The 22,894-nt window shown below is 49.5% G+C and carries 20 protein-coding genes and 1 pseudogene; 11 read left to right on the top strand and 10 right to left on the bottom strand.

Annotation, left to right across the window (positions count from 1 at the left end; all coding sequences use genetic code 11):
- Nucleotides 1–5: 5 nt before the first annotated feature.
- Complete coding sequence (locus AC4ICF_RS19460) at nucleotides 6–494, top strand: TIGR00645 family protein (protein WP_003862473.1); 489 nt, start codon at nucleotides 6–8, stop codon at nucleotides 492–494.
- 102 nt (nucleotides 495–596) lie between these two features.
- Here the strand turns inward: AC4ICF_RS19460 and AC4ICF_RS19455 are convergent, their stop codons facing one another.
- Complete coding sequence (locus AC4ICF_RS19455) at nucleotides 597–1,637, bottom strand: aldo/keto reductase (protein ID WP_316379931.1); 1,041 nt, start codon at nucleotides 1,635–1,637, stop codon at nucleotides 597–599.
- 257 nt (nucleotides 1,638–1,894) lie between these two features.
- Here AC4ICF_RS19455 and AC4ICF_RS19450 point away from each other — a divergent pair, with 257 nt between their 5' ends.
- On the top strand, nucleotides 1,895–3,442 hold the full coding sequence (locus tag AC4ICF_RS19450; RefSeq protein WP_163329677.1) for a methyl-accepting chemotaxis protein: 1,548 nt from the start codon (nucleotides 1,895–1,897) through the stop codon (nucleotides 3,440–3,442).
- Between the two features lie 54 nt (nucleotides 3,443–3,496).
- On the opposite strand, the gene AC4ICF_RS19445 is transcribed toward AC4ICF_RS19450, so the two are convergent.
- A complete protein-coding gene (locus AC4ICF_RS19445; protein WP_116342028.1) occupies nucleotides 3,497–4,090 on the bottom strand; it encodes a TetR/AcrR family transcriptional regulator in 594 nt (197 codons plus the stop codon).
- Nucleotides 4,091–4,232: 142 nt separating this feature from the next.
- Here AC4ICF_RS19445 and AC4ICF_RS19440 point away from each other — a divergent pair, with 142 nt between their 5' ends.
- Genes AC4ICF_RS19440 through AC4ICF_RS19430 form a run of 3 tightly spaced genes read left to right on the top strand, consistent with a single transcriptional unit; the run spans nucleotide 4,233 to nucleotide 7,101 of the window.
- Nucleotides 4,233–5,288, top strand: coding sequence for a sugar phosphate isomerase/epimerase family protein (locus AC4ICF_RS19440; protein ID WP_316379932.1), 1,056 nt, complete (start codon nucleotides 4,233–4,235; stop codon nucleotides 5,286–5,288).
- A 24-nt stretch (nucleotides 5,289–5,312) separates the two neighbouring features.
- Nucleotides 5,313–6,209, top strand: coding sequence for an alpha/beta fold hydrolase (locus tag AC4ICF_RS19435; RefSeq protein WP_116342022.1), 897 nt, complete (start codon nucleotides 5,313–5,315; stop codon nucleotides 6,207–6,209).
- The gene (locus AC4ICF_RS19430; RefSeq protein WP_316379933.1) at nucleotides 6,199–7,101 is read left to right on the top strand and encodes an alpha/beta hydrolase; all 903 of its coding nucleotides are present in this window, start codon (nucleotides 6,199–6,201) and stop codon (nucleotides 7,099–7,101) included. The genes AC4ICF_RS19435 and AC4ICF_RS19430 overlap by 11 nt, the downstream gene beginning before the upstream one ends.
- 74 nt (nucleotides 7,102–7,175) lie before the next feature.
- Here the strand turns inward: AC4ICF_RS19430 and AC4ICF_RS19425 are convergent, their stop codons facing one another.
- Nucleotides 7,176–7,508 carry a glycine zipper domain-containing protein gene (locus tag AC4ICF_RS19425; RefSeq protein WP_116342019.1) on the bottom strand — a complete coding sequence of 111 codons (333 nt, stop codon included), beginning with the start codon at nucleotides 7,506–7,508 and terminating at the stop codon, nucleotides 7,176–7,178.
- A gap of 158 nt (nucleotides 7,509–7,666) precedes the next feature.
- Nucleotides 7,667–8,533, bottom strand: a complete 867-nt coding sequence (gene yghU, locus AC4ICF_RS19420) for a glutathione-dependent disulfide-bond oxidoreductase (protein WP_045403966.1) — start codon at nucleotides 8,531–8,533, stop codon at nucleotides 7,667–7,669.
- A gap of 182 nt (nucleotides 8,534–8,715) precedes the next feature.
- Between yghU and gss the strand changes: the two genes are divergently transcribed.
- Together gss and AC4ICF_RS19410 are read left to right on the top strand one after the other, a co-directional pair.
- Complete coding sequence (gss, locus tag AC4ICF_RS19415) at nucleotides 8,716–10,575, top strand: bifunctional glutathionylspermidine amidase/synthase (RefSeq protein WP_316379934.1); 1,860 nt, start codon at nucleotides 8,716–8,718, stop codon at nucleotides 10,573–10,575.
- Nucleotides 10,576–11,060: 485 nt separating this feature from the next.
- Nucleotides 11,061–11,756: a winged helix-turn-helix transcriptional regulator gene (locus AC4ICF_RS19410; protein ID WP_316379935.1), complete on the top strand. Its 696-nt coding sequence runs from the start codon at nucleotides 11,061–11,063 to the stop codon at nucleotides 11,754–11,756.
- A gap of 87 nt (nucleotides 11,757–11,843) precedes the next feature.
- Here the strand turns inward: AC4ICF_RS19410 and AC4ICF_RS19405 are convergent, their stop codons facing one another.
- From AC4ICF_RS19405 to AC4ICF_RS19385, 5 genes are all read right to left on the bottom strand, one after another.
- A complete protein-coding gene (locus AC4ICF_RS19405) occupies nucleotides 11,844–12,362 on the bottom strand; it encodes a fimbrial protein (RefSeq protein ID WP_316379936.1) in 519 nt (172 codons plus the stop codon).
- 14 nt (nucleotides 12,363–12,376) lie between these two features.
- Complete coding sequence (locus tag AC4ICF_RS19400) at nucleotides 12,377–13,447, bottom strand: fimbrial protein (protein WP_316379937.1); 1,071 nt, start codon at nucleotides 13,445–13,447, stop codon at nucleotides 12,377–12,379.
- 42 nt (nucleotides 13,448–13,489) lie between these two features.
- Nucleotides 13,490–16,087, bottom strand: a complete 2,598-nt coding sequence (locus AC4ICF_RS19395) for a fimbria/pilus outer membrane usher protein (protein WP_320719866.1) — start codon at nucleotides 16,085–16,087, stop codon at nucleotides 13,490–13,492.
- Nucleotides 16,084–16,794 (bottom strand): fimbrial biogenesis chaperone, encoded by a 711-nt coding sequence (locus tag AC4ICF_RS19390; protein ID WP_316379939.1) that lies wholly within the window; start codon nucleotides 16,792–16,794, stop codon nucleotides 16,084–16,086. Before AC4ICF_RS19390 ends, AC4ICF_RS19395 begins: the two co-directional genes overlap by 4 nt.
- A gap of 78 nt (nucleotides 16,795–16,872) precedes the next feature.
- Entirely contained in the window at nucleotides 16,873–17,418 is a 546-nt protein-coding gene (locus tag AC4ICF_RS19385; protein WP_316379940.1) for a fimbrial protein, read from the bottom strand.
- A gap of 311 nt (nucleotides 17,419–17,729) precedes the next feature.
- Between AC4ICF_RS19385 and AC4ICF_RS19380 the strand changes: the two genes are divergently transcribed.
- From AC4ICF_RS19380 to AC4ICF_RS19370, 3 genes are read left to right on the top strand one after another with little or no spacing between them, the layout of a single operon-like run.
- Complete coding sequence (locus AC4ICF_RS19380; RefSeq protein WP_316379941.1) at nucleotides 17,730–18,449, top strand: fimbrial biogenesis chaperone; 720 nt, start codon at nucleotides 17,730–17,732, stop codon at nucleotides 18,447–18,449.
- A 17-nt stretch (nucleotides 18,450–18,466) separates the two neighbouring features.
- Nucleotides 18,467–20,932 (top strand): fimbria/pilus outer membrane usher protein, encoded by a 2,466-nt coding sequence (locus AC4ICF_RS19375; RefSeq protein ID WP_316379942.1) that lies wholly within the window; start codon nucleotides 18,467–18,469, stop codon nucleotides 20,930–20,932.
- Nucleotides 20,907–21,836 carry a fimbrial protein gene (locus AC4ICF_RS19370; protein ID WP_316379943.1) on the top strand — a complete coding sequence of 310 codons (930 nt, stop codon included), beginning with the start codon at nucleotides 20,907–20,909 and terminating at the stop codon, nucleotides 21,834–21,836. Before AC4ICF_RS19375 ends, AC4ICF_RS19370 begins: the two co-directional genes overlap by 26 nt.
- Before the next feature lie 58 nt (nucleotides 21,837–21,894).
- Here AC4ICF_RS19370 and AC4ICF_RS19365 read toward each other — a convergent pair whose 3' ends face one another.
- Complete coding sequence (locus tag AC4ICF_RS19365; protein ID WP_316379944.1) at nucleotides 21,895–22,422, bottom strand: fimbrial protein; 528 nt, start codon at nucleotides 22,420–22,422, stop codon at nucleotides 21,895–21,897.
- A gap of 361 nt (nucleotides 22,423–22,783) precedes the next feature.
- Here AC4ICF_RS19365 and AC4ICF_RS19360 point away from each other — a divergent pair.
- Nucleotides 22,784–22,894: pseudogene (locus tag AC4ICF_RS19360) on the top strand (hypothetical protein); the annotation flags it as partial.

Here is a 22,894-nt window from a genome sequence, read left to right as displayed (position 1 = left end):
ATTTTATGGAACGCTTCTTTGAAAACGCAATGTATGCCTCTCGCTGGCTGCTCGCACCCGTCTATTTCGGTCTTTCCCTGGCGCTGGTCGCCCTGACGATCAAGTTCTTCCAGGAGATTTTCCACGTCTTGCCTAACATTTTCTCCGTGGCGGAAGCAGATTTGATTCTGGTTCTGCTGTCGCTGGTGGATATGACGCTGGTGGGCGGCTTACTGGTGATGGTGATGTTCTCCGGTTATGAGAACTTCGTCTCTCAGCTTGATATCGCCGAGCATAAAGAAAAGCTCAGCTGGCTCGGAAAAATGGACGCATCATCGCTGAAGAATAAAGTTGCGGCATCTATAGTGGCGATCTCCTCTATCCACCTGTTACGCGTGTTTATGGACGCGAAAAACGTGCCGGATAATAAGCTGATGTGGTATGTGATTATCCATCTGACGTTTGTGCTGTCGGCGTTTGTGATGGGGTATCTGGATAAGATCAGTAAGAAGTAGAGACACCTTACCCCTCACCCTAACCCTCTCCCCAGAGGGGAGAGGGAACTTGAATACCCTCTCCCCTCTGGGGAGAGGGCAGGGTGAGGGCGTCAGACCGCACTATTTATCCGATGACGCCTGCCACAGATTCAACTCTCCATCCGCAACGTGCTGGTCAATCCGCTTGAGTTCGTCATCAGTAAAGCGCAGATTTTCCAGCGCCTGAACGTTCTCCTCCAGCTGTTCCGGACGGCTCGCGCCTATCAGCACTGACGTCACGCGTTCATCTTTCAACAACCAGCTTAGCGCCATCTGCGCCATCGTCTGCCCGCGCGCCTGCGCCATCTCATTAAGCAGACGAAGACTTTTCAGGTTAGCTTCAGTCAGCATTTTCTGCGTCAGGCCGCGCACTTTGTTCCCTTCGCGCTGCATGCGAGAACCTTCAGGAATACCGTTCAGGTATTTTCCGGTCAGCAGACCCTGCGCCAGCGGGGTAAAGGCGATACACCCCGTGCCGTTTGCTTCCAGCGCATCCAGCAAGCCGGTCTTATCGACCCAGCGGTTAAGCAGGTTATAGGACGGCTGGTGGATCAGCAGCGGGATCTTCCACTCGTGAAGCAGCGCGGCCATTTTTTGTGTGCGCTCGGTAGAGTAGGAGGAAATGCCCACGTATAGCGCTTTTCCACTCTGAACCGCGTGAGCCAGCGCGGAGGCTGTCTCTTCCATCGGCGTATTTTCATCCACGCGGTGGGAGTAGAAAATATCCACATACTCAACGCCCATGCGTTTCAGGCTCTGGTCGAGACTGGCGAGCAGATATTTACGTGATCCCCCCGAACCATACGGCCCCGGCCACATGTCGTAGCCGGCTTTGGTGGAGATAATCAGCTCGTCGCGGTACGCGGCAAAGTCCTCACGCAGCAGGCGGCCAAAGTTCTCTTCCGCGCTACCCGCTGGCGGGCCGTAGTTGTTGGCAAGATCGAAATGGGTAATACCGAGGTCGAAGGCTTTATGCAGCAGCGCGCGCTGGGAATCAAGAGGCTGGATGTGGCCGAAGCTATGCCACAGACCCAGCGACAGCGCAGGCAGGCGCAGGCCGCTCTTGCCGCAATAGCGGTACTGCATATTCTCGTAGCGGGTAGCGTCAGGGTACCAGGACATGATGTCTCCTTTCTTATTTAATGGATTTTCGAAACAGCGTTTTTATTCTGTGTTTATCAAATCATAAATTAAGCAGAGAAGCGACGACATGCCCAAACCCTGTGATGTGGAAAGGTAATGCTTAACCATGACTGCGTTACCTGTGAAGCCATGCTAACTAAAAATAATCACAAAACGTTATAATTTCCCTGCACCCTGCCGATAACGAGAGTAGCACTCGCCTCTGGGCGAATTCACCCTCACGGCAAGGAAGACTTATGAATATGCTTCGTAATTTCACGATCCGTTTCGTCATGCTGACGATCCTCGGAATCTTTTGTTTAATGTGGGCGGGCGTCGGGCTGTACAGCACCTGGTCCCTTTCACGGGTATCAGATGGTAATGAAGTCGATCGCCAACTGGTCAAACAGATGATGGTGCTCAGCCAGGGCAACGATCAGTATTTCCGCTTTGTCACCCGTCTGAGCCGCGCCATGGAGGTCAAAGCCGCTGGCGGCACGCCGGATTTGTCCTCTGCCCAACAGGCGCTGGACAACATGGGTAAAAAACTGGTCGAGATGAAGGCGATCTCACCAGGCCCGATGGATGAGCAGATCTCATCCCGGGTGATCGGCGCCTGGCAGGCGCTGCTTGAGCAGGGCGTGACGCCGCAAATGGAGCAGGCGAAGCAGGCGACCCTGGACGGCTACCGCCAGCAGGCCAACAACGTCACTCCGCCGCTGAGCCGTGCGTTCGGTGCGGCCGCCGAGGAGTTCAACAATGCCGCGGCGAAGACGCTCGACAGCACCCGCGTGGTGGTCGACGGCCTGACCAGCATGACCCGCACGGTCATTATTGTCGCCACCATTATCGGCCTGCTGATCCTGCTTTTTACCGACCGCTACCTGGTGGCGATGCTGGTCAAACCGCTGGAGCGTATTCGCCAGCAGTTCCGCCAGATTGCCCAGGGCGATCTCAGCCAGCCCATTGAGCCTTTCGGCCGCAACTGTGTGGGACAGCTGGTGCCGCTATTGAGCGCTATGCAGGACAGCCTGCGTGAAGCCGTCAGCACCATCCGCTCCGGCAGTGAAAATATCTGGCGCGGCGCGACGGAAATTTCCAGCGGCAACAACGACCTCTCTTCCCGCACCGAAGAGCAGGCTGCCGCGCTGGAAGAGACGGCTGCCAGCATGGAACAGCTCACCGCTACCGTGAAACTGAACGCGGAAAGCGCGCGTCAGGCCAGCCAGCTTGCCGATGTGGCCTCAACCACCGCCAGCCGCGGCGGCTCGCTGGTGGAAGAGGTAGTCACCACCATGAGCGGTATTTCGGAAAGCTCGAAGAAAATTGCTGAAATCACCAACGTGATCAACAGCATCGCCTTCCAGACCAATATTCTGGCGCTCAATGCGGCCGTAGAAGCCGCACGCGCGGGCGAGCAGGGGCGTGGTTTCGCCGTGGTGGCGGGTGAAGTCCGTAACCTGGCAAGCCGCAGCGCCAACGCGGCAAAAGAAATTGAGGGGCTGATCGCTGATTCCGTTACCCGCGTCGAGCAGGGAGCGCAGCTGGTGGGCGACACGGGCACCACTATGGATGCGATTTTGCGCGACGTGACGGAAGTGACGACCATTATGAAGCAAATCGCATCGGCTTCTGAGGAGCAAAGCAAGGGCATTTCGCAGGTCGGGATTGCCATTACCCAGATGGACGGCGTCACTCAGCAGAACGCCTCGCTGGTTGAAGAGGTTTCTGCGGCAGCGGCGGCGCTTGAGCGCCAGACCGAAGAGCTTCAGCGCTCGGTGCAAAAGTTCCGCCTGACGGCGTGAGCCTTCTGCTAAGGCCGCTCCGTGCGGCCTTTCTGCTTTTTCGTCTGTTGGATCTCACTCTTTGGGCGGCAGGATGCTCATCGCCTGCTCAGCGGACGCCAGCAATCGTGATGACGGCACGCCGTCACGAGCCTGAACGGATAAGCCATGTAAAAAGACGGCAAAAAAGTCTCCCAGACTGTCAGGATCGGTCGTTTCGGGCAATTCACCGTTTTGCACCGCCAGCCGCAGCCGGTCAATGATCTGCTGCGTGCGCTGCAGGCGATGCTCAGCCAGCCAGGATTTAATGCCGTCATTTTCCGCACTGACGCTAGCGGCTGTAGCAACCACCATGCACCCATGCGGCTTGCCAGGTTGGCTATAAAGCGTAATGGCATCACTCAGCAGCGTTTTGATTGCCTGCCGTACATCACCCTCGGTGGTTAATGCGCGATCCGCGAAGCTGCCTTCTTCGTTTTCATAATGAGCAATCGCTTCCCGAAAGAGCTGTTCTTTTGAACCGAACGCCTTGTAAATGCGCGCCGAAGCGATGCCCAGCTCAGCCACCAAATCTGACATTGAGGTCCCTTCGTACCCTTGTCGCCAGAACAGGTTACGCGCTTTGATAAGCGCCTGGTCGCGATCGAACTGGCGCGGTCTTCCTGCCATTTTGTTGCTCCGGTTTGTCTTCTGTTCACTGCAAACAGGATCGCTTAATTCGTTGGGATTACCAATGAATTTATAAGTTTTGCTTGCGGTTAACTGATTTTACTCCTATTGTTTGTCAATCGACAAACAATAGGAGTTTACGATGAAAACCCTCAAAGGACCCTCTCTTCATCTCGCACAGTTCAGTGACGAGGTTGCCCCGTTTAACAGTTTACCGACAATAGCCCGGTGGGCCGCGGAAACCGGTTTTAAGGCATTACAAATCCCGGCCTGGGACCGTCGGCTGTTCGACGTTTCGACGGCGGCGGAAAGCCAGACCTATTGTGACGATCTTACCGGCATGCTGGCGGAACATGGCCTGGTCGTGAGTGAGCTGACCAGCCATATCTTTGGCCAGCTAATGGCGGTCCATCCGGCGTATGACAGCCTGTGCGACAGCTTCGCGCCGCCGGAAATACACGGCAACCCGCAAGCACGCGGCGAGTGGGCACGGCAACAGCTGCTGATGGCGGTGAAGGCTTCCGCCCGGCTTGGTCTCAGCGATCTGGGGACATTCTCAGGCTCGCTGGCATGGCCTTATCTGTTCCCGTTCCCGCAGCGCCCGGAAGGGTTAATTGAAACCGCTTTTGACGAGCTGGCCAGACGCTGGATGCCGGTGCTCAACGCCTGCGACGAACATGGCATTAACCTGTGCTATGAAATTCATCCGAGTGAAGATCTGCACGATGGCGTGACGTTTGAAATGTTTTATCAGCGGGTGAAGGCGCATCCACGCTGCCGGATACTTTTTGACCCGAGCCACATGGTGCTTCAGCAGCTTAACTATCTGGAATTTATTGATATATATAAGGACGTTATCAGCATGTTTCACGTCAAAGATGCTGAATTTAATCCAACCGGTCGTCAGGGGATTTATGGTGGGTATCAGTCATGGCTCGAACGCGCAGGGCGTTTTCGCTCACTGGGCGACGGTCAGGTTGATTTCAGGGCTATTTTCTCGAAGCTGACCCAATACGATTATGCTGGCTGGGCAACCCTGGAGTGGGAATGCTGTCTGAAAAACCCGCAGGACGGTGCCAGAGAAGGGGCAGCGTTCATCCGCGACCACATTATACACATCACCGATAAAGTCTTCGATGACTTCGCCGGTGCTCCGGTCAATGCTCAGCAAATCAACGCATTACTCGGCATTCGCTAAACCGTCACATCACAGGGAATTCTTATGGAACAGCAATATGATGGGATCCTGAATCAGGATCTCAGGGCAGAACATGTCTATACGAAAGTGGATGGACAACGTATTCACTGCGTCGTAGCGGGCAAAGGTCATCCGGTCCTGCTGATACCCGGTTGGCCTCAAACCTGGTATACGTGGCGCTACGTCATGCAGGCGCTGGCGCAGGCGGGGTTTCAGGCGATAGCGGTTGATCCACCCGGCATCGGGGATTCCGATAAACCGCGCGACGGCTATGACACCGGACGCGTTGGCGCCATCCTGCATACACTGATGGCGCAACTGGGGCATTCACAGTACCGCATAGTGGGCCACGATATTGGCATGTGGGTTGGTTACGCCATGGCAAGCGATTTTCCTGATGCGGTGGAGCGTCTTGTGCTGACCGAAGCGGTTATCCCAGGCCTGGCTCCTCCGCCGCCGATTTTCGTCGCACCGGAAGAGAACATTTTTCTTTGGCATTTCATGTTTAATCAGCTGGCGGATTTACCCGAAACCCTGACCTGCGGGCGTGAATCACACTATCTCAGCTTTATTTTCGACCGCTGGGCACATCGCCGGGAGCGGGTGGCTGCTCAGGTGTATATCGACGCCTATTCGACACCGGGAGGACTGCGTGCAGGCTTTGACTATTATCGTGCGATCCCGGAAACCATCAGGCAAAACCAGCTCCGCGCGCAAACGCCTTTAACCATGCCGGTACTGACGGTGGGAGCGGAACATGCGACGCGCGATGCGCCGCTGACAACCCTGCAGGGTAATGCCCTGGATCTACGGGGCGAGACGGTGGCTGACTGCGGGCATTTTATTACCGAAGAGTGCTATGAGGCGTTTATTGGGCTGATTGTACCCTTTCTCTCAGAGGACACCGATCGTGCCGCTTGATAAACACATTGCTGACTTTCTGGCTGCATCATCGGGCGCGCCACAGCCAGCGTCGTTAGCCGACCTGCGTGTCGCCACCGACGTGGGTTTGTTGCGGCTACAGGGCGAGGAGGAAACCGGTGACGCCATTCAACATTACATTGTTATCGCTGATGATGGCTACGCTATCGGCCTTCGCGCCTATACGCCTGCTGCCTCAAACGCAGATATCGCGCAGCCTGCAATGCTGTTTGCTCACGGCGGCGGATGGTGTCTGGGGTCGCTGTCGCTGTACGATCGGCCCTGTCAGGCACTGGCTAATGCTACTGGCCGGAAAATACTCTCCGTGGATTACCGTCTGGCGCCGGAGTTCCCCTTTCCAAGACCGTTAGAAGATGTTTATCAGGCACTGTGCTGGGCCAGTGAACAGGCCGCAGCTCTGGGGATAGATGCGACCCGTCTGGCGGTGGGCGGTGACAGTGCAGGCGGTAATCTTGCTGCCGCGGCAACGCTGCTGGCCCGGGATCGCGGCGGACCTCATATAGAGCATCAGTTGCTGCTCTACCCGGCGTTAAGTCGCGAGATGTCGACCGAAAGCTATTGTGAATTTGCTGAAGGTTATTTTTTAACGCGTGATGCGATGGCGTTTTGCTGGGAACATTATCTGGGAGACCGTCGTCATCCCTGTGCCGAACCGCTGCATATGGCCTCGCTGAGGGGGTTACCGCCGGCAACCATCCTGAGCTGTGAATACGATCCCCTGCGCGATGAGGCTGAAGCGTATGCGCGGCGGCTTGACGAGGCGGGGGTACCAGTACGCTGCGAACGGCTGCCGGGCATGGTGCACGCCTGCATTCATATGACTGGGTTAACGCCAGCCGTGCGTCGGTTGTTCGAACGTGCGCGTATCTGATTCAGACAACACAAAAAACCCAGCGCGATCGCTGGGTTTATTATTCATATTGGTTCACAAGGTAGAACACCCTATCAGTGCGTCGCTTCACCAATCAGCGCGCCCGTGCCCGCACCAACGGCCGCACCTTTCAGCACGCTATTGCCCGTCACCGCAGCCGCACCCGCGCCAACGACGGCACCCACGGCACCGCCCTTACGTGCGTCTTTGCCTTTTTCGCCTTTTTTGAACATCGCCCCCGTACCTGCGCCCACCACGGCACCGCCCACGGTCGATTTCAGATCTTTGCCCGTGGCTGCGCCAATGGCAGCGCCTGCTACCGCGCCGGCAGCGGTTTTGTCGATGGCCATTCCAGAGGTGGAAAACATGAGGGCGCTGATAACCAGCGTTGTTTTAATAAGTTTCATAACAGATCCTTTGTGACTGCTGTCGGTTGATACGTCGTTTCTCGCGCTGAGGGGAGAAAAACGTCCAGATAGTGCCAGCAATACCGACTCAACCTTTAGGCGAATCATGCCCTGGGTAAGGATCCCGGTTGCCGGGCGGGGCTCCGCCCGGCGGAACGTTACGCCTGACGCTTGTCTTCCGTATTGGTTTCGAAGTCGCTCGCCGCGTGGCGTTCGTGGAGCTGCTCGTTCAGCTCGCCGCTGGTGCGGTTAACGATGCGACCGCGCTTAACCGCATGGCGGTTCGCCACGTCCTTCGCCCAGCGCTGGACGTTGGTATACTTTTCGGCGTCCAGGAACTCGGCGGCGTTATAGACACTGCCCAGCGCCACGCAGCCGAACCACGGCCAGATCGCCATATCCGCGATGGTGTACTCCTCACCCGCGACGTAGCGACCGCGCGCCAGCTGTTTATCCAGCACGTCGAACAGGCGCTTGGCTTCCATGGTGAAGCGGTCAATTGCGTACTCGATTTTTACCGGCGCATAGTTGTAGAAGTGGCCAAAGCCGCCGCCGAGGAACGGCGCCGCACCCTGCAGCCAGAAGAGCCAGTTCAGGGTTTCGGTGCGTCCCGCCGGGTCTTTCGGCAGGAAGTGACCAAATTTCTCTGCCAGATAAAGCAGAATATTGCCGGATTCAAAGACGCGTGTTGGCGGGTTCGTGGAGTGGTCACGCAGCGCCGGAATTTTCGAGTTCGGGTTCACCTCTACAAACCCGCTGGAGAACTGATCGCCCTCACCGATGCGGATCAACCACGCGTCATACTCCGCGCCCGTCACGCCCAGCGCAAGCAGCTCTTCGAGCATGATCGTCACCTTCTGGCCGTTCGGTGTCCCGAGAGAGTAAAGCTGCAGCGGGTGGGAGCCCACGGGCAGATCTTTCTCATGCGTTGCACCGGAAATTGGGCGGTTAATGTTGGCGAATGCGCCGCCGCCGTTCTTTTTCCATTCCCACACTTTGGGTGGCTGATACGTGTTGTCTGACATGTTGGCCTGCCTTTTGAGTGATGTGTTGAGGGAGTTTAGCAGGAGATGAAGCGACCGTTTAACGATGTGAGCGCAACGGTCAGTGTAGGTGTATGATAAATCCTCCTCTGTCAGGTTAATTACAACGTGCAGACGACGACAACCCTTAAAAAATTGCCGCCTGCCTGTTTTAGGTTGGATACATGCGTAAAGGAACGTTAAGCAGTGATGCGCCATTTGGGACATTGTTAGGCTATGCGCCCGGTGGCGTGGCGATTTACTCTTCAAATTACGGCAGTCTGGATCCGCGCAAATACCCCGAAGACGCGGATTTTCGCAGCTATATCGGCAACGAATACATGGGCCACAAGTGGCAGTGTGTTGAGTTTGCCCGCCGTTTCCTGTTTCTCAACTATGGCTTCGTGTTTACCGACGTCGGCATGGCGTGGGAGATCTTTTCCCTGCGCTTTTTACGCCAGGTGGTGAACGATAACATTCTGCCCCTTCAGGCTTTTGCCAATGGCTCAAAACGCGCGCCGCGCGCGGGCGCGCTGCTGATCTGGCAAAAGGGCGGAGAGTTTCACGAGACCGGCCACGTGGCGGTGATTACCCAGCTTCTGGACGATAAGGTGCGTATTGCGGAGCAGAACGTGATTCACTCCCCACTGCCGCTCGGGCAGCAGTGGACGCGGGAGCTGCGCATGACCGTGGAAAACGGCTGCTACACCCTCCATGACACCTTCAGCGATACCGAAATTCTCGGCTGGATGATCCAGACGGATGACACGGAGCACAGCATTCCCCAGCCTGAACCTGACGGCGAACTGCTGAAAATCCGCGGCGCGCGGCTGAAAAACAAACGTCAGTTCGACGGGAAATGGCTCAACGAGGACGATGCGCTTCAGCAGGCGTATATCCGCGCGAACGGTCATGTAATCAACAAAGATCCCTGCCAGTATTTCACCATCACCGAAAGCGCCGAGCAGGAGCTGATCAAGGCCACCAACGAACTGCATCTGATGTACCTGCACGCCACCGACAAAGTGCTGAAAGACGACAGCCTGCTGGCGCTGTTCGACATCCCGAAAATCCTCTGGCCGCGCCTGCGCCTCTCCTGGCAGTGGCGTCGCCACCATATGATCACCGGTCGTATGGATTTCTGTATGGATGAGCGCGGCATTAAGGTTTACGAATACAACGCCGACTCCGCGTCCTGTCACACTGAAGGCGGGCTCATTCTTGAAGAGTGGGTGAAAAACGGCTATCGCGGCAACGGGCATAACCCGGCAGAAGGGCTGCTGGAAGAGCTTACCGGCGCATGGAAGCACAGCCACGCGCGGCCGTTCGTCCACATCATGCAGGACAACGATGTGGAAGAGGACTATCACGCGCTCTTTATTCAGCGTTCGCTGATACAGGCCGGGTTCGAGACTAAAATCCTGCACGGGCTGGGTGCGCTGAGCTGGGATGCCGCCGGGCAGCTGATTGACGACGAGGGCCGCCACGTCAACTGCGTGTGGAAAACCTGGGCGTGGGAAACGGCGATAGAGCAGATCCGCGAGGTGAGCGAAACCGAATACGCCGCCGTGCCGATCCGCACCGGACATCCTGAGGGCGAGGTGCGCCTGATTGATGTTCTGCTGCGCCCGGAGGTGCTGGTCTTCGAACCGCTGTGGACCGTTATTCCCGGTAACAAAGCGATTCTTCCGGTACTGTGGCAGCTGTTCCCGAACCACCGCTACCTGCTCGATACCGATTTTGAGGTTAACGACCTGCTGAAGCAGACCGGATACGCCGTTAAGCCGATTGCCGGCCGCTGCGGCAGCAATATCGATCTCATCAGCGCCCAGGACGAGCTGCTGGATAAATCCAGCGGCAAGTTTGTTGACCGTAAAAACATCTACCAGCAGCTGTGGTGTCTGCCGAACGTCGACGGCAAGTACATTCAGGTCTGCACTTTTACCGTGGGCGGAAACTACGGCGGGACCTGCCTGCGCGGCGACGATTCGCTGGTGGTGAAAAAAGAGAGCGATATCGAGCCGCTGATTGTGGTGAAGGATTAATAGGTTGCAGAGGGGGAGGGAACCCCAGAAAGCAAAAAAACAGCCCGTAGGCTGGTTTTTCTATACAAGCAGCGGGATGCATACATGCTGTTAAGCACAGATAGAGTACAACTGAGCCCTGATTACGTGCAATGCGCACGCCAGCAGGTTACGCAGGGCGTGTTATCTGCAGCCGCAAATAGTGCGGTCATTCGTTCCAGGGAGTTGTTGCCCGTAAGACTGTTGAGATGTACCGGCCAGCGTGGCTCACCGCGAGTACCGCCCCAGGCGTTGAATAGCATTTTCAAATTACAACAAACAATTAACATCAGCAGTATTTTGTATACATAACCTTATTTCAGATTATGTTAATGCATAAGCAAAATAAAATGGAAAATATTAAACAATGTACTAAAGTTGCATCATAACCTTGATTTAATCAATGTTATTGCTCAATCACTGGTGTACTATTATCTTTGTGTCAACGGCAAGGAGAATTTTTAAAAGTGGCAACTCATATAAGCGATAATAATGAATTTGATCATAAGTATAGTTTTGTTATGAAAACTAAACCTATGAAATCAATTGACTCATTATTCGTGGCTCTTTTGCCATACAGCCAAAAAATAATAATTCCAAAAAATAAAAATTACAAGCTAAATGAAGAAAAAGGGAGTAAAGGGGTTATATTGTTCGCTGAGGGTATTGCTACGCTGACATATGCTAGTAGCGGACTTTATTCCTCTACCGTTTATCCGCCATCGATCCTGGGCCTTGTTCATGGTTATTCCTCATTTTATGAGATTCCAAACACATTATCTCAAGAGGTTAATTTATGTGCCGAAACGGATATCACTTTATTTTTTGTACAACTTCAGGATTTTGTTGCCGCAATAGATGCACAAAACCTTTGGCACGATGTGGCCAGAATTCTGGCACATCGTCTTATGCTCATGATAGATAGAGAATCTGAGAATTTAAAAAACAATTCTTACCTTAAAATTAAAAACATAATACTCGAGGTATGGTCTTATCCTGAAGAATATAGAACTAACATTAATCTACCTTCTTTTATACAAAAAAGAACGGGGCTTTCCAGAAGCCGAATTATGAAAATCCTTATGGATCTTAAAAAAGGAGAATATATCACAATCAATTCAGGTAAATTGACTTCAGTATCTAAGTTACCGGGTGCGTATTGAAGAATAAAAAACCACCTGCGATGAGGTGGTTTTTTATTCTGGGAAGATAATAATATATATAAATATCTATGTTATGTAATATTTATACTATTGGTAATCTAAAGTGTAAGTGACTGACGCTGTCACCGTACCGCTGCTTATTGACCCAGTGCGAATATATTGTGCGGCAAGAGGAATAACTGCACTTCCCTCAGAGGCTTGAATAACCATCCAACGCTGCCCTAGCGAAATGGGATTATCACTGTTAGATACATCAAGCAATTGAAGCCCAACACCTTTCCCCGTGCCTTTGTTTTCTATAACCGTCGGTGAATCGGCTATACTATCTCCGTTGACGGTCATATACACGCCCGTCTCAGTAGTACATGTTAAATTAATACTTTGCTCTGTACGACCAAAGGTAGAGTTGACTCCAGGCAGGTCTGACGCTGAAACGTTACCTAGAGCGAACGTTAAATCCGTTACACCCGATATACTACACGTAGATGGCAAGAGATTCCCGGTAACATTCACCGTTCCCGTTTCATATCCCGTGCCAGCATAAGCCCTGGCTAAAGTTAAAATAGACAACACACCAAATAGAGTAAACCCGATTTTTTTCATCATAGTTTCGCTTAATGTTACTCATAATCTAAGGTATAAGTCGCACTTGATGTGACAGACCCTGCGACCATATCCCCCGTTCGGATATAACGTGCCGATACTGGAATGTTAACGGTCTCGCCGGAGGAGCTACTGACTGCAACTCGGGTGCCTAGCACATAGGGCGTACCATCAGATTTTAACAGCTGAACGCCAATACCCTGGGCTGAACCATTATTTTGCAATACGCTTGCATCCGCTGAATCAGAAGACTGGGTGCCTGAAAACGTAATGCCTACCGAGGTGCCTTTACTACAGGCAAGCTGGATATTTTGCGGACTGCTTTGGCCCCATGTGCTATTCACATCAGGTAAATCACTCTTCTGTACATCATCAAGTACAATATTGATCTCTTTAGTGCTACTCACATCACAGCCGGAGGCAGCAACCGTTACTCCCGCAAGAACAATAGGTACTGTTATTAAATTAGCAGGTACGCGGTCAGGCATAATTCTCACATAACCTACTTGACCTGAGGCAGTGCCACTCGCAACGTCTCCGGCTGTCTTAACGAAATACATCTGCACAGTTGTATCAATGGTTACCGTTTCATTTGAACTTGATATCTTGGCGATACCTCCGCTCTTCGTATCACCCCCAGAAATCCAAGTGCCAGGTATGTTCTGGGTATCCGCAGAATAGGTAGAATTTAAACCAAAAGAACCGCCGAGTTGTATACCAAGGCCTTTAAGATTTGTATCAAACGTGGTCCTGTCCTGGTATGTGCCAGCAATGCTGTTATCCGAACCGATCATATAATCAAGTTCTCTGTTAGCAGAGGTATCACCTGAATATTTACACGTCACCAGACCAGTCACCTGACTGGTCGTATATGAACCGAAGCTAGCTGGAGCCCCTATGGCGATATCCGGAGGGAAAGTGACAGTTCCGCTCAAAGAAAACATTGGTATCATCGCCTCATTAGCCGTACAGGTTGCAGCGCTTGCCGCATAAGCGGGTGCAGCTAAAAAATAAATAGCAATGGCGGTCAGACAAAATAAACCTCTTCCCGCATGGATATAATTTCGCTGTTTATTTTTAATTTTCATTTGTTTACCTTTATCTTGCTTGCCAGTGGCGGTGTTTTATTTTTAATAACAAACGGCACTGACATTAATCACGCTGGAATTAGATTGATTCTCTGGTAACGCGAACTTTGCCTTACATTGGGTATTCGCCTCTTTACCCCACTGCACCAGTAAATCACCTTCCATTGGAACACCGGTCAAATAGACATCGCCACCATCACCCACAATACCTGTCACGCTATCATCCTGAATCAGGCTTACCGTCGCACCGAAAGGAATGGCTGAACCCTGATGCTGCAAACGAATTAACGCATGGGCGCCAATATGGGTATTAAATTTCGCCAGAACTACCGCCCCTTCCGTTGGGACAACATTAACAGACGAGCTGTCTACATCAGCATTCTCTGCAAGGGTACCCGTATCCAGATTGACCATGGTTCTTTTATACGGCGTAAGGTAAGGAACCACGGCGTAGCCCTGCCAGTCAGTTCTGACATCCGTGCCGTTAAGGATTTTTGTACCATCACTGCCTCGTGCGCTGACCAACGCGATGGACTGGATATCCTGGTTAAGCGCCTGCGAGAGTGTCACTCCATGCTGGTGGACAACAACTCCGCCCTGTAAGCCATAGTTAACCTGATGGCTGTCAGGATCGTAGTTATAACCCACGTTAGCTTCACCCATGCTGCCGGTATAATCCAGGTTAACGGATCCATTCGAGCCAGAATCCTCATGATTTCGATAGCCTTCCATCAGGGTATAGTTAAGATTTCCATCTTCAAGTGCTGAACCATACAGGCTTACCTGCTGTGTGGTATCACCATGACGGTTCGTATTCGTATTGTATGAGGCATAAGCACCGTGTAGCCATTTATCCAGGGGAACACTAATATTCATTGCGATTTGATGATCGTTTTCCATATCCGGCATGCTGGTAAAGTTGTAGGTAACCCCATAGCTAATTCCGGACCATGTATTGTTATAACCAACGCTTAGATTTCTTTCATAGCCATTATCGCTCCAGTAATCTTGCTGGTAGCCATTAAGATAAATTTGTCCCCAATCTTCGGGAAGGTCCTGGCTTAAAGACGCCTGCCAGCGCGAGCGTTTGTTATTGGTGAGGTTAAAATCATTATTCTCGTTTTCGTCATCAGTTAAGTCATTATTTACCTGTAGATCGGCGGCATCCTGAAAACTATAATAGCCTTTGGTGGAATACCGATATGCTGCAAGCGTCACGGTGGAGCCCGTACTCAGCACACTTTTCGAGTATTGCGCACGGTAAGATTCCCCATTTTTATGTTCGCCAGTACTTAAATCTGCAGAGGAATAGGACGTATCCACGGAAAGAGAACCAATATCCCCCAGAGTAAAGCCTAAACCAGCCAATCCGTTCTGATAATTGTCGGATAATTGAGTTCCGCCATAGATGGTCATGTCATGCGGAAGACCATAAACCGCAGTAAGCTGGCCAAACTTAGGTTCGTCACCTTCCGAGTTACTGCGGTATTCGCCGCCAGTAAATGCATATTTCAGATGACCTTCACGTTGCATAATTGCCACGCTGGAGAAAGGCTGAACAAATGTATGCTCATGGCCATCTGATTCTTTCACCGTTACAACAAGATCACCGTTAGTTGAGTTAGGATATAAATCCTTAATTTCAAATGCTCCTGGCGGAACTTGTTTTTGATAAATAACGGTGTTGTTCTGGCGGATCGTTACCGTTGCATTGCTGGTCGCAATACCATGCACCGTCGGCGCAAAGTTACGCAGGCTGTCCGGTAACATATTATCGTCAGATGTTATTTGTGCACCACGGAACGAGAACCCATCATAGACATCAGAGGGCGTTGTTGCATCGCCCATGGTCAGCATCCCATCTATTCCTGGAAGGTCTCGTTGTAAAAACGTGTTGACCGAGTCCCAATGGTTTTGGCTATCCCCGCTGTTGGTGTACCCATCAACTGAACTTTCAGGTGTCTTGGTATACGTCCAGGTACTGTAATTACGCAGACGCCATGCCCCCAGATTCAACCCGCTATGTAAACTCAGAAAATAGTTATCTTCGGTACCTGACGCATTATCATTGTTGCGCCAGGTGTTTGAACCATTGAAGTCGTATCCAAGCAATAAGGCGGGTATACCTTCATCCCAGAGTTCGGGGCTAACATAACCCTGCGCATTACTATTCACATAAGCTTGAGGGATGGTTAAGTCTAAACGCATCTGACTATAATCAAGATTTTCAGTGGCTTGAGGAATAAATTTTGGTAAGTCCTCGATTTTTTTCGCTTCGACAAGGCCATCAATATCATCGACATTCACCCCCCAATCTTTTAATAGATCGGGAGTCAACTCCGCCACCAAAAGACCGTCTTTGTTCTGCACGAAATCCAGCGATCGCGTATCTACCTGCGCATGATCAATATAAACATCAACGTGATAACTCCCTGGCAGCTGAGAGCCTGAATTAGCAAACTGACTGAGGTTAACGTTGACCTTTGGCCCGCTCGTTTCCAGAGCGGCCATATCAAATTCATCCCGGGCAAATGCGTAGTGGGTACTTTGTAAGGCCATTAACACCAAACAGGTTAATGGCCTGAATCGATATAATCTTTTTTTTGCATTTTGATTTCGTCTTGCAGCACCTAAACTCATCTGGAAACATCCCCCATGACTGGAGACGCTGCGCCATAGTCATTAATATATGACCAGGTCACTTTTCCTGATGCACCCGCCGGGATTTTATACGTATGCGTACCGCGTGGCGGAACCATTGTGAATTCAGTATTCACTAGGCTAGAACCAACATTTAACTTATAGAATGTCAAAAACCATGGTGTTGGGTTGGTTACAACTAAATCGCTACCCGATATCTTGAATGATACTGCTTTGTAATCATCAATAGTTGGATCGGCCAGACCTGCGGGACGATAATATATTTTCACCCTGTTTTTAAGAGAAAAACGCAGAACATTTTTCCCATCATCCTTTGGATCATTCGCTGGAATAGCCTTAACATCTAACCAATAAACGGTTTCTCGATCAGTAGGAAGATCACCACCAGTACGAATGACGCGTACCGCATTTTGTGCACCAGGTTCGAGGCGGAATAATGGTGGTGTAACGGTAAATGGCTGTTTACCTGTGCCTTCAGGTTGGTCACCCTTTGGTCCTTTATTATCAACAAAGCTTTGAATGAGGTATGGATATTTGTCATCTGCTCCACTTCTCACATTAATCGACGCCTCTTTCTTTTCCCCATGGTAAATTAAACGAGTGCCATTAATATTAACGCCAGCGTTAGCAGATACAGCAAACGACATACATGCCGTTAGCAAGCAATATTTTACTGACATTTTCATGCGTAAACTCTCTTAATATTAGAAATAGAAAAACCAGGGCATCCTTACCCTGTATTCATCCATGGGAAGCTTATTTTATTACTGGTAGCTGACGGTGTAGTCAGCGTGGGAAATAATAGAACCAGCAGTCGCAACATCAGCAACAGCGATCATACGAGCAGTAAATGGAATTGATGCAGATTTTGCAGTCTGATCAGCGTTCTCGGTCAGGAAGCTGGTCACATCCAGGGCAGCGTCAGGCGTTACCGTTTTCAGAGATGAGTCATACAATTGAACGCCAACGTTCTTAGCTGCATCGCTTGCGTTCGCTTCGTTGGTGAACGCGGTATTCAGCGTACTGTCTGCGTTACCGCTAAACGTAATGCTTGCTCCTGTTACTGTTTCTGGGCAAGATGTCAGATTCAGGGTGAAATTAGTCGCCGGGCCAGTATCGCCTGAAGCAGCAAGGTCTGCAGTGTTAACAGTGCCAAGGTTCAGAGTTGGATTAGTTTGATCATTGATTGCAACAGTACAGGTATCCGCAGTTACGGTCCCGGTGAAGTTAATTGTACCGTCTGCTGCATGAACCATACCCATACCAGTAGTAAATAACATTGCTACGGCTACAGCCAGTTGCTTTTTCATGTAAACCTCAAAAAAATAAAGTAGATAATTAATTCTCAAACACACAACGTTTCACGAATGAAAGTTGAATTAGCAATCCAAGCCTGTTCAATAACTTTTAATTCAGCACAAACTCGGTGTGTTCGCATTATCGCTAAATTAATCACGAAAGAACAACAGGAGGGTGTGTCCTTTTTGATACACCTTTCTATGCAAAAAAGAAACACCACTCATCGAAGGTTAATACAATGGCGGTCGGTGTCCTTTTGAGGACATTGAATGAACCTTAAATTCACGTTGTAATTGTTTTTTTATAATTAGGTTTTCTTGTTATGTTAAAATCAAATTACATTCTTTCATTTTCTTTCCTTATTGCATCCAGCGTCTTATGTCTGAATACAGCTGTTGCCTCTGTAACATTGGGCGGCACCAGGTTTATTTACCATGAATCACAGGATAGCCTTTCTATCTCCGCATATGACCGCGACAATATTCCTTATTTGGTTCAATCCTGGTTCTCGCCATATAACGAGAAAACAGATAAGAAAATCAACAGCAATTTAGCCAAAATTCCATTTGTCGTTACTCCACCGTTGTTTCGAATGAATCCTGGAGATACGAACACGATAAACATCGTAAAAACAGATACCAGCACCCTACCTCAGGATAGGGAGTCTATATTTTATTTCAATTTCAAAGCCATTCCCGGACTAGCCAAAAGTTCATCAAGTTCCCTCATGGTTTCAGTCAGTTCATCGATGAAATTGTTTTACCGCCCGGAGAAATTGACTGATGAAGAGGCCGCCAGCGCATGGGAGAAAATAGTATTCACTAAACATGGGAAATCGGTCACAATAAAAAACCCAACTCCCTATTTTGTTACCCTGCATAAATTGTCTATTGATAGTCAAGCCAACAGTTCCGTTAAAAATTTGATGGTCTCACCATTTTCTGAAAAATCAATTCCAGTCACTACATCTGTACATTCCGTAAACTGGAGCGCGTTAACCGACCAAGGGGGCATAACCTCGGAAAAATCAACAACCTTATAAAAGGCCTGCAACAAGAAATGCCTCATAGCCAACATTTATCATTTTCAGCCCTAACGCTACTGCTTTGTTCTTTAGGGGTACAGGCTGATGATTTTGTTTTTGATTCATCCGCTGTCGAAAATACCGGGCAGATTTCGGCACAAAACGTTGATATTAGCCAGTTCAATAAAAGTGACAGCCAGGGGGGGATTTACCATGTCTCCATTCGCGTCAATCAAAAGCTCATAACCACCAGCGACATTAATTTCGTGCTAGATAAAAGCGGTAAGTTACAACCTGAGATTACTGTCGCAAAAATGCATGAGTTAGGTGTTTATTTTCTTAAGCAGCAAATTAACAGTAATGAAGCTTACGCCCTCCCTGGCGAACTCAATGGGATGACGTTTTCATTTAATGAAAAGAAGCTTTTACTGGATATCAATATCCCTCAGGCCTATTTGAAAGCCGGGCCTGATGATGATCTCAGTGTTCCATCAAATCAATGGGATAACGGTATCTCCGCATTAAGTCTGAATTATGATTTTAATGGTGCCCAGAAAAGTGACTCAGGAAAAAGCTTTACCGCTGATGACCAATACATCCGACTGAATAGCGGGTTAAATATAGGGGCGTGGCGTTTACGAAATATGGGTACTGCAGATAAGCCAGCGGAAGGCTCGGTATCCTGGGAGAGCACTAAGACCTGGCTTCAGCGCGATATTCCCGCACTTCGGGGGCTATTGAGCATCGGAGATAACAGCAGCGATACCTCCCTTTTTGATGGAATTGATTATTCAGGTCTTTCTCTTGCTACCGATAGTTCAATGTACGATGACAAAGCACAAGGCTATGCGCCTGTCATTCGTGGGATAGCACGTACATCAAACGCACTGGTCGAAATTAGTCAGAATGGTAGTGTAATTTATAAGCGTTACGTATCCGCTGGTCAGTTTCTGATTAATGATTTATATCCTCAAACCGGTGGTGGACAGTTGAAGGTTAAAATCACCGAGGCGGACGGAAGCGAGCACCATTTCACGCAATCCTGGGGGACGGTTTCAGCAATGCAGCGTCAGGGTTTTCTGAAATATAGCCTTAACGCAGGTCGTACTAAAAATAGTAACGCTAAAAATGAAAATTTTAGCCAATTGACTTTTTTCTATGGTCTTCCTGCCGATATGACAGTATTTGGTGGTTCATTTTTAACAAACAGCTATCACGCATTCGATATCGGCTACGCCCTTGGCTTAGCTCAGTTTGGTTCGATCTCGGCCGACATGAAATTTATGCAGGCTCATCCATATGAAACGCTGGATACGCAAGGACAGAATTATCGCCTGCAATATGTGAAAAATGTTCCCGGCTCGGATACCGATTTATCGATGTCATGGGCATTTTCGCCAGCACCAAATTTTATTTCTTATCCTGATGCCATCACCGATTCTGATAAAGACGTTGATGAAGGCTCTATGTTCCAGAGGAATCAACTGCAGCTGTCGGTTAACCAGCCTCTTGGCGAAATCAACACGGTTATACTTTCGCTTCTTCGTACCGCGTACTGGTATAAAAATACGGAAGAAAGCGTATCGTTAACGGATAACTTTTCGATCAATAGCGCCAGCTTGAACGTCGGTTGGGCATGGACACAGGAAAGTGATGGTAGCTCCGATCAGCAGCTCTCTCTTAACGTACAAATACCATTTTCAATTTTTTCTGATGATGCATGGATTTCACTTTCTAACTTACTACAGAAACCTGGCTCGCCGACACAATCCGTAGGTCTTAACGGCAATGCCTTAGAAAACGACGCATTAAGCTGGGAGTTGAGTGCGATGAATGGTGATTCACAAACTACCTCACAAGGCTTGGCTCTTGATTATAAAGGTAGCTATGGCGAGTATCGCACGAACTACAGTCACTCTTCCCAACAGCAAAGTCTAAGCTACCAGATAAAAGGCTCTCTTGTCGGTTCTTCATATGGCTTGACGGCTGGCCAATATTTCAACCCGAATGATGCTGTTGCCCTGATTAAAGCAGAACATGCCCCTGGGCTGAAAATCGAAAATCAAACGGGCGTGACCACCGATTTCCGCGGTTATACCATCGTACCTTACCTACAACCCTACAGGCAGGACCGTATCGCAATCGGTAAAGATAAAGAAACCGATTCGGATATTGAGTTAGGGAATACCTCTGTATTTCGTGTTCCGACCGAAGGTGCCATTGTTCTCGCAGAATTCGCTCCTCATATTGGACAAAAGCTTTTGCTGACACTGGTAACGCCTGCTGGAACACCCGTACCGTTTGGTGCAACGGTCACTGCTGGTGATGAAAGTAACGAAGGTATCGTTGATGAGAATGGGAATGTCTATTTAATCGGCGCACCTGCTAAGGGTGCTATCACAGCAAAATGGGGTGATGCCAACCAGGAGTGCAAGGCGCCATATCAGATCCAAAAACAATCAAGGAAGCATCTCTATGCACTATCACTTATCTGCCGATAAAGCATCATGGCTCATTAGGTTATTCATAGTTTTTATCCTGTCATTCCCAGTGGCATCTGTGAATGCTGAATGTCGCCTGGCTGAATCGCTGAAGCTAGATTTTTCATTGCCAGACATAACCCTTTCCTCATCATCAGGGCCCGGCACCATTCTTTCTCAGAAAACAATGAGCTTAAATGATGGTTCTGATAAACAGCCATTTATTTGCAATGGCAATGGGCACCTTACGGCATTTCCTGGATTCATGAGTAAAAATGGCCAAGGGGTTTACGCAACCGGGGTAGCAGGGATTGGCTATCGTCTCTATCTTGATACTCAGCCCTTTCCCTGGAGAACAAATCTGCGGTGTGGCGGTTTTCGGTGCCGTCTGCCCTGGCCCGTCACGCCCCGTCTTACTTTCGAGTTGGTCCAGACATCATCTGTTCTTCAAATTCAAGATACGATAAAACCAGGAGTTTATGGCGTAATACGCCCAGATGGCGGCAATAAATCGGTGCTGATTTCATTACAGCATCCAGTTAGGGTGCACGGAGAATCTTGCCATATTGAAAGCAAAACGGTGAACTTCGGCGATGTGAATATTCCAGACAAAGCAAAAGTGGGTACCGTTCTGGCGACCCGGGAGTTCTCCTTATCATACTCATGCCCACTTCAGGACCATCTGGCTATGCGCTGGGAGGGAATATCAGACAAGAATGGATATTTACTTTCTTCGGTGATGAGGAAAAACAATATCGCGCTGAGCATACAGCAGCAAAATGGCACGCCAATGCCAGTCAATAAGCGGATAAAAATCGTCCCACAAACAGGTAATTTCGTATTCCTGGCAAAGCTATTGAGTACTGGAGTACCACAAGCTGGTGCTTTTAATGCCACTGCAAATCTGCATATTCTTTATCCATGATTTAATTTTGTTCAAAAAAAAAGCCGTGAAATAATTCACGGCTTTACGTTATTCATAATCAGTTATAAATCACATGAAGGGAAGTCGATACTGCAAATTGGCCTTCGTCTACAGAGGAGCTTTTCATTTTCAATAAAGCAGCCAGAGGGATGGATACAGCACCACTATCTAAACTTTCTGTTGAGCCGGAAACGTTTGGACTGAAGTAAGTACCACTGGCCGTATTCTCAATCATCAGGGCAACCTGCTCTGCAGCATTACCAACTGATGAGGTCAAAGCGAAAGCAGTGTTGTCGCCAGAAAATGCATTTCCCTCAAAATCCAGGGCAGCAGTCTGAATACTTGACGGACAATCTTTAATATCAACGGTGAACGGAACTGCTGTCGTTGTTTCGCCGATTTTCAAACCAGAGGTATCAACACTACCCATATCAATAGACTGACCACCATTTACGGAAACGTTACAGGAAGATGTTGTCAGCGTACCGCCAAACTCGACAGCAACGCCTTCAGTGCCTGCAGCAAAAGCGCCACAGGATGCAGTGATAGCCGCAGCTAAAATTCCGAGCTGAATGATTTTTTTCATTTCAATAACCCTTAAAAAATACAATAAAGTTGATTTTATTACTATCGCTCTTTAAGAAGCGAGCTAGTATATATTAAGAGTTAGTGTTTCGATTTGAAACCATCCGAACTGTCTTCATTTGGACACTTGGTTTATTTTGAAATTATTTCTATCACATCAAAAGTAAACTTAACGTGCTATAGTAAATAATTTATACATTCATCTTTGTATAAATATATATATGGGAATTTTTCTTATTTTAATTTTAGCCTCAGAGAAGCGCCCAATCAGATAATTAAAAAATTTTTCAGAGGTACTGCATCACGAACTCGATAAAAATCATTGGATGGGTGAACAACAGGCGCCATTAGTGAGCGAGCGCGATCTGCTGAAACAGACCGGCTATGTCGTGAAACCTGTTGCTGGTCGCTGCGGCAGCAATATCGCTCTCATCAGCGCTCAGGACGAACTGCTGGATAAATCCAGCGGCAAA

This window comes from Enterobacter sp. ECC_219_Taxon_10 (assembly GCF_058354905.1).
The sequence above is the reverse complement of the archived record's forward strand: the minus strand, read 5'-3'. Positions and strand labels throughout refer to the sequence as shown.